Annotated in this window: 10 protein-coding genes; 7 read left to right on the top strand and 3 right to left on the bottom strand. The window is 70.9% G+C overall.

Annotation, left to right across the window (positions count from 1 at the left end):
- The first annotated feature begins 37 nt into the window (after window positions 1–37).
- The 5 genes from E0H92_RS23020 to E0H92_RS23040 are packed head-to-tail and all read left to right on the top strand — an operon-like array spanning window position 38 to window position 5,900.
- On the top strand, window positions 38–1,729 hold the full coding sequence (locus E0H92_RS23020; RefSeq protein WP_202873779.1) for a DUF885 domain-containing protein: 1,692 nt from the start codon (window positions 38–40) through the stop codon (window positions 1,727–1,729).
- Window positions 1,726–2,916, top strand: a complete 1,191-nt coding sequence (locus E0H92_RS45655; RefSeq protein WP_165549923.1) for a Maf family nucleotide pyrophosphatase — start codon at window positions 1,726–1,728, stop codon at window positions 2,914–2,916. The genes E0H92_RS23020 and E0H92_RS45655 overlap by 4 nt, the downstream gene beginning before the upstream one ends.
- A 41-nt stretch (window positions 2,917–2,957) precedes the next feature.
- On the top strand, window positions 2,958–3,353 hold the full coding sequence (locus E0H92_RS23030; protein ID WP_131497680.1) for a hypothetical protein: 396 nt from the start codon (window positions 2,958–2,960) through the stop codon (window positions 3,351–3,353).
- Window positions 3,350–4,378: a hypothetical protein gene (locus E0H92_RS23035; protein WP_131497681.1), complete on the top strand. Its 1,029-nt coding sequence runs from the start codon at window positions 3,350–3,352 to the stop codon at window positions 4,376–4,378. The genes E0H92_RS23030 and E0H92_RS23035 overlap by 4 nt, the downstream gene beginning before the upstream one ends.
- A 46-nt stretch (window positions 4,379–4,424) precedes the next feature.
- Window positions 4,425–5,900 carry a peptidase M16 family protein gene (locus E0H92_RS23040; protein ID WP_165549925.1) on the top strand — a complete coding sequence of 492 codons (1,476 nt, stop codon included), beginning with the start codon at window positions 4,425–4,427 and terminating at the stop codon, window positions 5,898–5,900.
- A gap of 6 nt (window positions 5,901–5,906) precedes the next feature.
- Here the strand turns inward: E0H92_RS23040 and E0H92_RS23045 are convergent, their stop codons facing one another.
- Entirely contained in the window at window positions 5,907–6,101 is a 195-nt protein-coding gene (locus E0H92_RS23045; RefSeq protein WP_131460222.1) for an acyl-CoA carboxylase subunit epsilon, read from the bottom strand.
- On the bottom strand, window positions 6,098–7,675 hold the full coding sequence (locus tag E0H92_RS23050; protein ID WP_131460221.1) for an acyl-CoA carboxylase subunit beta: 1,578 nt from the start codon (window positions 7,673–7,675) through the stop codon (window positions 6,098–6,100). Before E0H92_RS23050 ends, E0H92_RS23045 begins: the two co-directional genes overlap by 4 nt.
- 89 nt (window positions 7,676–7,764) lie before the next feature.
- Between E0H92_RS23050 and E0H92_RS23055 the strand changes: the two genes are divergently transcribed.
- A complete protein-coding gene (locus E0H92_RS23055) occupies window positions 7,765–9,531 on the top strand; it encodes a hypothetical protein (protein WP_131497683.1) in 1,767 nt (588 codons plus the stop codon).
- A 5-nt stretch (window positions 9,532–9,536) separates the two neighbouring features.
- On the opposite strand, the gene E0H92_RS23060 is transcribed toward E0H92_RS23055, so the two are convergent.
- Window positions 9,537–10,019 (bottom strand): SCP2 sterol-binding domain-containing protein, encoded by a 483-nt coding sequence (locus tag E0H92_RS23060; RefSeq protein ID WP_131497684.1) that lies wholly within the window; start codon window positions 10,017–10,019, stop codon window positions 9,537–9,539.
- A 66-nt stretch (window positions 10,020–10,085) separates the two neighbouring features.
- On the opposite strand from E0H92_RS23060, the gene E0H92_RS23065 reads away from it, so the two are divergent.
- The gene (locus tag E0H92_RS23065; protein WP_131460219.1) at window positions 10,086–10,712 is read left to right on the top strand and encodes a TetR/AcrR family transcriptional regulator; all 627 of its coding nucleotides are present in this window, start codon (window positions 10,086–10,088) and stop codon (window positions 10,710–10,712) included.
- Window positions 10,713–10,822 lie beyond the last annotated feature (110 nt).

The following is a 10,822-nucleotide window of genomic DNA, read 5'->3' on the forward strand; positions in this document are numbered from 1 at the left end:
TCAGTCCCCGCTGCCCTCGACAGGTAGGGTCGATCAGGTGACTGCAGCCACCACCCCGAACAGCCCGATCGACCAGCTCGCCGAGCGGCACCTGGAGCAGGAGATCGTGCTCGACCCGATCCTGGCGACCGAGCTGGGCGTCGCCGGCCACGACCACGAGCTGCCGGACTTCACACCCGCCGGATTCGAGGCGCGGCTCGAGCTGCTCAAGAGGTCGCTCGCCGAGGCCGCCGCGATCGAGCCGGCGAGTCCGCGGGAGGAGGTCGCCAAGGATGCGTTCGTGGAGCGGCTCGGCCTGGAGCTCGAGCGCCACGAGGCCGGCGTACCGCAGCATCAGCTGAACGCGATCGCCTCGGTGCCGGCGGGGTTGCGGCAGGTGTTCGACCTGATGCAGACCGACACCGAGCAGGACTGGGAGATCGTCGCGATCCGGCTGAACCAGGTCGGTACGACGCTCGACGGGTACCGCGAGACGCTGCTCGAGCAGGCCGATCAGGGCCGGATCTCCGCGGTGCGTCAGGTGACCGGGCTGGCCGGGCGGATCGCCAGCTGGACCGGTGCCGAGGGCGACGACTTCTTCGCCGGTCTCGCCGCGCAGGCGCCCGAGAGCGCGGTCAAGCCGACCGTCGAGGCCGCGGCCGCGGCGGCGCGGAAGGCGTTCGACCAGTTCGGTTCCTGGCTGACCTCCGAGCTCGCGCCGCGGGCGCCGGAGCGGGACGCGTGCGGCCGGGAGGTGTACGAGCTGGCGTCGCGCAGTTTCCTCGGCGCCGAGATCGACCTCGAGGAGACGTACGCGTGGGGCTGGCAGGAGCTGGCCCGGATCGAGAACGACATGCAGGCGATCGCGGCCGGTCTGAACGGCGGCGACCGGAACATCGAGGCGACCGCCGCGCTGCTGGACGACGACCCGGCGCGGACGATCCACGGCAAGGACGCGTTCCGGGACTGGATGCAGCAGCAGTCCGACGCGGCCGTCGCCGAGCTGGCCGGTACGCACTTCGACATCGCCGATGAGATCCGCCGGCTGGAGTGCATGATCGCGCCGACCTCGGACGGCTCCATCTACTACACGCCGCCGAGCGAGGACCTGACTACCCGGCCCGGCCGGATGTGGTGGGCGGTGCCGAGCGGCGTCGAGAAGTTCGCCACCTGGCGCGAGGTCACCACGGTCTATCACGAGGGCGTGCCCGGGCATCACCTCCAGTGCGCGCAGACGATGCTGCGCACCGACCTGCTGAACCGCTGGCAGCGGATCGCCTGCTGGGTCTCCGGCCACGGCGAAGGCTGGGCGCTGTACGCCGAACGCCTGATGGAGGAACTCGGCTACCTCGAGGACGCGGGCGCGCGGTTCGGCATGCTGGACGCGCAGGGGTTCCGCGCGGCGCGGGTGATCGTCGACATCGGCATGCACCTGGAGCTGGAGGTGCCGAAGGACAACCCGTTCGGCTGGCGGCCGGGGGAGCGCTGGAACGCCGACCTCGGGTTCGAGTTCCTGCGGGCGCACTGCCGGATGGAGGTCGAGTTCCTGCAGGCCGAGCTGAACCGCTACCTCGGGTGGCCGGGCCAGGCACCGGCGTACAAGGTCGGTGAACGGATCTGGCTGCAGGCGCGGGAAGAGGCCAAGCAGCGCAAGGGATCCGCGTTCGACCTGCGGACGTTCCACTCCGACGCGCTGAACCTCGGGTCGATCGGGCTCGACCCGCTGCGCCGGGCGCTGGCGAAGCTGTGAGCGTCCGGTTCGTCCTGGCGTCGGCGTCACCGGCGAGGCTGAAGACGCTGCGCGCCGCGGGCATCGAGCCCGAGGTGATCGTCTCCGGCGTCGACGAGGACAACGTCACCGCGGAGAACCCCGGCGAACTCGCCCGTCTGCTCGCCACGCTCAAGGCCCGTGCGGTGGTCGCGAACCTGACCGATCACGCGACGGTCCTCGGCTGCGACTCGGTCCTGGAGTTCGACGGCGTCGCGTACGGCAAGCCCGGTACTCCCGAGGTCGCGCGCGAACGCTGGCGGATGATGCGCGGGCGCAGCGGCGTACTGCACACCGGCCACTGCCTGTTCGACACGACCTCCAAGCAGGAGATCCGCGAGCTGGCGTCGACGCAGGTCCAGTTCGCCGACCTCACCGACGAGGAGATCGACGCGTACGTCGCGACCGGCGAGCCGCTCGTGGTGGCCGGCGCGTTCACGGTGGACGGACTCGGCGGCCCGTTCGTCACGGCGATCGAGGGCGATTACCACAACGTCGTCGGACTCTCGCTGCCGTTGCTGCGCCGGATGCTGACCGACGTCGACATCACCTGGCCCGAGCTGTGGCGCTCCCAGAAACCCTTCACGTACGACGAATCCGTGGCGTCGACGTACGACGAGACGCGCGGCGGACCCGCCCGCGCCGAAGCGGCCGCGCGCGCCGTCGACTCGCTTGTCCCCAAGGGTGGACGAGTGCTCGAACTGGCGGTCGGCACCGGCATCGTCGGCGCCGAGCTGGTTGCTCTGGGCAACCTGGTGCACGGCTTCGACCTGTCCACGGCGATGCTGCAGCGGGCGAACGTTCGGCTGCCCGGGCATGTCGCGGCCGCCGACGCGGCGCAACTGCCAGTGGGCGATCGCCGGTGCGACGCCGTCGTTGCCGTCTGGCTGCTGCACCTGCTCGACGACAGCGAGCCGGTGATCGCCGAGGTCGCGCGGGTCCTGCGCACCGACGGCGTCTTCGTCACCACCGCCGAGAAGTCCGACGCCAGCCGCTACGCCGACGGCCGCGGCCCCAACGACACCCGCTCCCAGGACGCCCTCGCCCACCTGGTCACGGTCGCGTCCCGCCACGGCCTGGTCCTCGACGGCGCAACCACGTTCCCCGGCCCAACCCGCAACACCGGCGAGCCCCCGACGTACCCGCTGGTCCGCTTCCGCCGTACCTGAACGGCACCAGCGCCGCCCCCTGGTGTGCGATCATCCGAGGCATGCGGTTCGAAGAGTTCTACGCCGAGCGGTCCAAGGTCGTGCGCGAGGCGGATGACGTCGCGGCGTTCAGGACCGGCGTCGAACGGTTGCGCGCCCTGGTCCTGACGGTGGACGACGACCCCGCCAAGGCGCAGCGGTACCTGGAGGCGACCGAGCGCTTGTTGCTGGAGGCAACTACGCCGGGCAGTGCCGCCGTCGACCACGCCTTCGACGTACTGCTGCAGGCCCGGCGCCTCCCGGACGGTGCGCCGGCCGAGCAGCGCGCGCATGTCGAGGCGGGGATCGCCGAGATCGCCCGCATCGCCGCGGCGGCGCCGACCGACGAGGAGCGCGACGCCGCGCTCGACATGAACGCGACCCTGCTGCGAGTACTGGAGCGGATCGCCTCGCGATGATCCGCCGCGACCCAGCGAGCGACGTACCGGCCTTCGACGGGCTGTGGGACCGCATCGCCGCCGAGGTGATGCGCTTCCATCAGGCCGAGGCCACCGTCTGGACCGGCCGCATCGACTTTCTGCCGCCAGGGCGGGCCGAGATCGCCAGAGGACAGGCGACCGCGGATGGACAGATTCTCCTCAGCGGACCCCTGGTGGTGGACGTCCTCGAGCGCCTGTACGCCGAAGGCCCGAGCGCACTGTCCGACCCGAAGTTCGCGCGTCTGTGCCAGCGCGGGCTCAAGGCCGCCGCCCACGAACTCGGCCACCTGACGGCCTCGGCCGACTGGACCATCGCGGACCGGATCCGTGATCTCGACCGCGACGAGCAGGATCCGGCCGAGGAAGCCTTCATCGAGGCGCTCACCCACCGCGAGACGCCGGGAATGATCCGCAGGGTCCTGCCACCCGAGCTCGCCGAAGCACTGGCCCGCGCCGTGGCCGCCGGTCCGGAGCCGGTGCTGCCGTCCTATCCGGGATGGACGATCGCGGCGAACGCGTTCGCGGGCGAGCTCGCGGCCGAGTTCGAGGATCTGCGCGCGGACGACGTACTCCGGGCCGGAGCCCGCGAGTCCGCATCCCGCCGGCCTGGTGCGCTGGCCGACCTGATGATCAGCCGGACCCGGCTGCCCGAGTTGCTGTCCGATCCCGGCCGGGCCGCTGCGTTCCGGGGCGAACTCGCCGGTCTCGTCGGCGCCGGATTCGCCGGACTCTCCGAGGTGGAGACGGTCAAGTCGGCAGGGCTGCTGGGCGGCGAACGGATTGCGGCCGGAGCCATCGAGATGGTCCGCACCTCCGAGCGGTTCTACACGCAGATGGCGGACTTCGGCGGTGTCACGTTCGACCAGGGGATCGCGCCCGCGTCGGGTGCGGTCGGTTCTGGGCCCGCCTCGGACCACGAGAAGCCAGGGAGCGGGCCGGGGAAACCTGGGCTGGGCAAACCTGGGCTGGGCAACGGCAAGGACGGCCCCGACGGCCGAGGCTGAGGCCGGTGGTGCGGTTCCGGCGTATCTGACGGCTAGGGTTCGCTCCGTGGATGAGTACATCAACGGCGTTCAGGTGGTGCGGCACGGTGAGCAGCAGCGGCATACCGATGTCACCTTGACCTTCGCCGTCGGCAGCCGCGACGAGACGCTGCGCACCATCGGCGTCGCGCACGCCCTCGAGCATCTGGTGATGTACACCGTCCGGGATCTGCCGATCGAGATGAACGCCGAGGTCGACCTGCTGACGACGACCTTCGTCGCGTCGGGGTCAACGGCGCGCGTGGGTGAGTTCCTGAACCGCCTGTGCCGCGCGCTTGCCGCGCCGCCGGTCGACCGGCTGGACCTGGAAGCGCGCGTGCTGACCGCGGAGGAGGGCAACGTCGCGCATCCGGTCGTGGCCTTGCTCCTGAACGTCCGGTACGGCGCTCGCGGTCCCGGACTCGCCTGGCTGGAAGGGCCTGGGTACGACGGGCTCACGCCGGAGCACGTGATCTCGTTCGCCAACGAGTGGTTCGTTCCGGCGAACGCGGTGCTGCAGGTGACCGGTCCGCTCCCCGAGGGCCTCGAGCTCGCGTTGCCGAGCGGTCCGGCTCCGGCCCGGGTGCTGCCGGTTGCACGGTCCTTCGACGGGCCGGTCGTGGTCGGGCACGGCATCCCCGCGTCCGGCGTACTTCTGACGCTGCCGCCGGACGACGACGTACGCCTGTCGACGCTCTCGATCATGACGTTGCGGCAGCGGATCGAGGAGAAGTGTCGCTTCGTCGGCGGGCACAGCTACGAGATCGGTGTCGACCTCGTCGCCGGGCCCGGCGGGGCGAGCGATTGGATCGTGTACGCCGAGGCGCGCGAAGGCAGCGAGGACGCGGTGTCCCGTGCGGTCGTCGCTGCCCTGACCGACCTCGCGGAGAACGGACCGACGGCGGCCGAGCTGGCGCATCAGATCGCGCGCGCCGAGGAGAATCTGGTGGCCACCGACGATCCCGAGGTACGGCGAGCGTTCAGCAACGCGATGAGCCGGATCATCGGCGAGCCCGAGTTGCCCTCGGTGAGCGCGACGCGGCTGGCGGCAGTGCAGTCGTCGGACATCGCCGCGGTACTCAAGACCGCGTTGCCGGGCGCGATCGGCTACGGCGACGAGCACGCCCTGGAGGTGTGGCAGGCGGCCGGGTTCACGCTCGCGGCTGCGTGCCCGGTGATCGCCGAACTACCGGAGGGGCGCACCTTCAAGCCGCCGCTGACCGCGCGGGCGTTCGTCAAGGAGGCCCGCTCGATGTTGTGGGTCCGCACCGACGACGCGCTGGTCCTCCGGGATGCGGACGGCATCCATCAGATCCGCTGGGACGAGGTCGCGGGCGTGATGCGCAGCCCGGACGGCATGACCTTGGTCTTCGGTACCAACGGGTGCACGATCCCTGTCGACCCGGACATGTTCCGCGGCGCCACCGTCGTACTGGAAGAACTCACCCGGCGCGTTCCGTCCGAGCTCTGGTTCGACGAGTCCAAGCTGACGAGCGACGACTAGCCACGATCAGGGATGGGCTGACGCCCGCCACTGGCCCGGTCCCGGGTGGAACGGGGTGCGGGCGTTGCGCCAGTAGGTGGCCCAGTTGCTGGCCCGGTCCGGGTCGGGGGCGGGTGCGGGAGCGGCGGCCCGGGCGGCGAGGACCGTGACCAGGGCGGCGAGCTCTTCCGGTGTCGGGTTGCCTTTGCGGATCTCGATCACAGCGGAATGTTCCCATGCTTCTTCGGGGGCAGGGTGTCGCGTTTGGTGCGGAGCAGGCGGAGGGCGCGGACGATCTCGGCGCGGGTCTCGCTCGGTTTGATCACCGCGTCGATGTAGCCGCGTTCGGCCGCGATGTACGGGTTCGCCAGATGGTCCTCGTACTCGGTGATCAGTTCCTGGCGGCGGGTCTCGACGTCCTCGGCTGCGGCGAGTTCGCGGCGGTGCAGGATGTTGACCGCGCCCTGGGCGCCCATCACCGCGATCTGTGCGGTCGGCCAGGCGATGTTCATGTCGGCGCCGAGGTGCTTGGAGCCCATCACGTCGTACGCGCCGCCGTAGGCCTTGCGCGTGATCACGGTGATCATCGGGACGGTCGCCTCGGCGTAGGCGTAGATCAGTTTGGCGCCGCGGCGGATGATGCCGTTCCACTCCTGGTCGGTGCCGGGCAGGAAGCCGGGGACGTCGACGAAGGTCAGGATCGGCAGGTTGAACGCGTCGCAGGTCCGGACGAACCGGGCCGCCTTCTCGGACGCGTCGATGTCCAGGGTGCCGGCGAACTGCATCGGCTGGTTCGCGACGACGCCGACCGGGCGGCCCTCGACCCGGCCGAAGCCGACGATCAGGTTCGGGGCGAACAGCGTCTGCACCTCGAGGAAGTCGCCGTCGTCGACGACCGCCTCGATCGCGGTGTGCATGTCGTACGGCTGGTTCGGCGAGTCCGGGACGAGCGTGTCGAGCGCGAGGTCCGTTTCGGAGGGCTCGAGATCTGCCGGGGCGTCGTACACCGGCGGGTCCTCGAGGTTGTTCTGCGGGAGGTGACCGACCAGGGCCTTCACCCACTCGATCGCGTCCTCCTCGTCGGACCCCAGGTAGTGCGCGTTCCCGGACTTGGTGTTGTGCGTCCGGGCGCCGCCGAGCTCCTCCTGGGTGACGTCCTCGCCGGTGACGGTCTTGATCACGTCCGGGCCGGTGATGAACATGTACGACGACTCGTCGACCATCACGGTGAAGTCGGTGACCGCGGGCGAGTACACCGCGCCGCCCGCGCACGGGCCCATGATCAGCGAGATCTGCGGGATCACCCCGGACGCGCGGACGTTGCGGCGGAAGATCTCGCCGTACAGCCCGAGCGACACGACGCCTTCCTGGATCCGGGCGCCGCCGGAGTCGTTGATGCCGATCAGCGGGCAGCCGATCTTCATCGCCAGGTCCATCACCTTGACGATCTTCTCGCCGAACACCTCGCCGAGGCTGCCGCCGAAGACCGTGAAGTCCTGCGCGAACACGCACACCTGACGGCCGTCGATGGTGCCGAACCCGGTCACCACGCCGTCGCCGTACGGGCGGTTCGCGTCCAGCCCGAAGCTCGTCGAGCGGTGCCGCGCGAACTCGTCCAGCTCGGAGAAGGAGCCCTCGTCCAGCAGCAGCGTGATCCGCTCACGCGCGGTCTTCTTACCGCGTGCGTGCTGCTTCTCCACCGCACGCTCCGACCCGGCGTGGACGGCGTCGTCGAGCCGCTGCTCGAGGTCCGCGATCTTCCCGGCGGTGGTGTGGATGTTCACGGTCTCTCCCATGAACGGGCAGCCTACGCGCCAGTACGCCGTACCGCCTGTGACGTCGCTCGCAGCGGGTCGCTGAACTTGAGCCCCGGTAGGTTGCCGCTGTGGCGGACGCGAAGGTCAGTGCTCTGATCCGGAGAATCAACGAGCTGGTCGAGGCAGACACCGGGAGCCGGTCGCTGGCGGTCGGCGACCAGATCACCCGGCGGGTGACACGGTCCGATCAGCGGCGGCTGCGGCTGCTCGCGGACAACCTCGACATCCCGGCCCGGCTCGCGCCGCGCCCCGGCGAGCCGGACCCGCGCGTCGCGGTTCGCGCGGCCCTCGTCGAGACCGTCGCGGGCTGCGTCGGCGTACTGGAACCGCGGGAGCCGACCGACGAATCTCTGTACCCCTACGGCCGGGCCCGGTTCGAGACGGCCATGAGCCGGCTGCACGCGCTGTACGAGACCCCGCGGCTGCTGGCCGAGCTTCGGCCGGGCGGGCGCGCGGAGGATCTCGGGATCTTCCCGACGCCGAAACTCGAGGGCGACCTGCTGGCCGCGCACGCGGCCGTGGTGGCGATCAGCGCGCGGACCGGGCGCCCGGCGGGGACCATCCGGCACGAGATCGTTGCTGCCGGGCACGGCGCCCACGCGACGACCGCGGCCCGGCTGTTGCTCCAGTCGCGGCCCGGTTTCGCCGTGCTGCCGGCCGCGGACCGGAACACGCTCACGACCTCGATCGCCGATGAGCTCGAATCCCGGTTCGAGAACCACGAGCGGCAGCGGCCGGGTCCGGAGATCGGCGCCGTCCTGGCCGATCGGCAGCAGGTCGCCCGGTTCGGCTCCTCCGCGATCACCTCAGCGAGCGAGACCGCCCGCGAGGAGCTCGACCATCTGCATCGGTCCTTCGACGAGCTCGGCTGGCCGCCGGCTGTCGAGCGTCCGGAATCGGTCTACCAGCTGTGCGAACAGATCCAGGGCGCCGTGGGGGAACTGACCGACACACCCAACTCGCGGTGGAACGGCAAGCTCGAACCCGACCTGGGCCAAGCTCCCGACACGACTCTGCGGCTCACCGAGGGGCAGGCGGCGGCGCTCGGGAAGCTGCTCGAGAGCAGCTCCACGTACCCGCTCAGCGCGGAGGACGCGGCCGATGCCCGCGAGGCGGTCCAGGTCGTCGCGGCGGCGTACGCACGCTGGGCCGTTCCGGACGAGTACGACGCACGGCACGAGGCGGCGGCGGACTCGGTCGCACCGCGATTCGCCACGATCGAGCAGGCCGTCGGGACGGCGTACGCCGAAGACCACCTGCGGGAGATCGCCGACCGCGCATTGCCGTACGAGCTCGCGACCCAGGTACGGCAGGCGCAGCCGCCGCTCCCGGACCAGCGACTCGCGCCGGCGGCCCGTGCGTTCGCGGCCGTCGTCGACGACGTCGCCGGCCTGGAGGAGGGCGAGACGCTGCGTCGGATGGCTGGTGAAGGCAGGGTGCTGATGACCCAGGCAGCCGCCGACGAGCTGGTCGAGGCTGTCGGGGTGCCGAACATCGAGCGGCCGTACGCCGGCCGGATGATCACCGATGAGGCCGATCGCCGGTTCGAGGCGCTGCCGACCGAGCTGGGTACCGAGCGAGATGCTGCTCGGCAGTACGGCGTCGAGACGGGTAAGGCGGCTGTGATGATGGCCGAGAGCTATGCGGAGGAGCCCGGCCTGGCCCAGCGCGAGTCACTCATGGCGGACCGGGAGGTCGCGGCTCCGATGGCGCGCTTCGCCTCCGGACACGACCCGGCACTCACCCGCCCGCGGGCACAGCCCCGCGACTCCGCCCCCACGGCGAACCGCCCGACGTCCGGCCCCGATCAGAACCGTCCCACCCTCGGCCGCTGATCGCTCTACAGCGGGCCGGCGCTGAAGAGCTTGGGGAGGCGGGCGGCTTGGGCCAGGTCGCCGCGGACCGAGAGGCGTTGTTTGAGGACGGCCAGGACGGGGTCCTCGTTGCCGGTGACGATGCGGAGCAGCGTCGTGGGGTCGGTGCGGATGGTGATATCCGGAGGAGTGGCGCCTGGGGACTCGAGCGTGCAGCGGCCGTCGTGGACGCGGAGCCAGTACTCGTCGACCGTCTCGCGGCGTCCGCCCCCGCCCGCGCCGGTGATCTGCCAGCTGATCACAGCATCGAACCCGGCGGTTCGGGCGGGTCGGAGGTACTCCGGCATCCGGCGAAAGATCTCGCGCAACGCGATCTCTCGTACACCCCCGATGAGTCGATGCCGGAGCTCCCGCTCCGACGTCCGGTCGACCAGCCGGGCGAGCTCACCCGCGTCCAGGGCCGTGAGGCCGTCGGACTCGAGCCAGCCGGCACTGCCTCGTACGGTCATGGACCACCCCCGTTGGCAGTTCCTACCAGACCGTAGGAATTTCCTACGATGCGATAGCTTTGTCAAGTGGTCGATGACGGTGAGAGGCGCCGGCGCGCGCCGCACCTCGGGCCCGAGCGTCGCCGTCCGCTCGTCCTGGACGCGGCCCTCGAGGTCTTCTCCGCGAAGGGGTACGCCGGGACCACGATGCAGTCGGTCGCGGACGCGGCTGGGGTCACCAAACCGGTCGTCTACGACTGCTTCGCGAACCGTGACGAGCTGCTGCTGGCCCTGCTCGCACGCGAGGAGCAGCACCTGGTCATCTCGATCGTCTCCGCGCTGCCCGCCGACCCGAACGTCGGCACCCCGCAGGAGCACGTCCTCGAGGGCGTGACCGCGTTTCTCACCGCCGTCGCCAAGCAGCCGCAGTCGTGGCGGATCGTCTTCGGCGCGCAGTACGGCGCCGCGCCCGTCGTCGCCGAGCGGGTCCTCGCGGCCCGTGCCTTCCTGGTGGAGAGCCTGCGCCTGACCCTGGTCAAGTCCCTCCCCGGCGTCACCGACCCGGACGCGAACCTCCCGGTGCTGGCCGAGCTGCTCGCCTCGATGATCGAGGCCTGCGCCCGGATGCTCGTCGTCGACGGCACCGACCGCACCCCGGCCGAACTCGCCAGGACCGTCGCCCAGGTCGTCGGCGGCGGCTTCGGGACCGTCTGAGCCCGGCTTACTGTTCCGGCTTACTGTGGAGTAGCTGGGGGTGCGGTCACGGTTGGCTTCCAGGGGGCGGACTTGTGCGGCATCGACGGGCGTCCGCCGATAGGGTGGGC

It is taken from the genome of Kribbella speibonae (assembly GCF_004331375.1).
Classification (GTDB): domain Bacteria; phylum Actinomycetota; class Actinomycetes; order Propionibacteriales; family Kribbellaceae; genus Kribbella; species Kribbella sindirgiensis.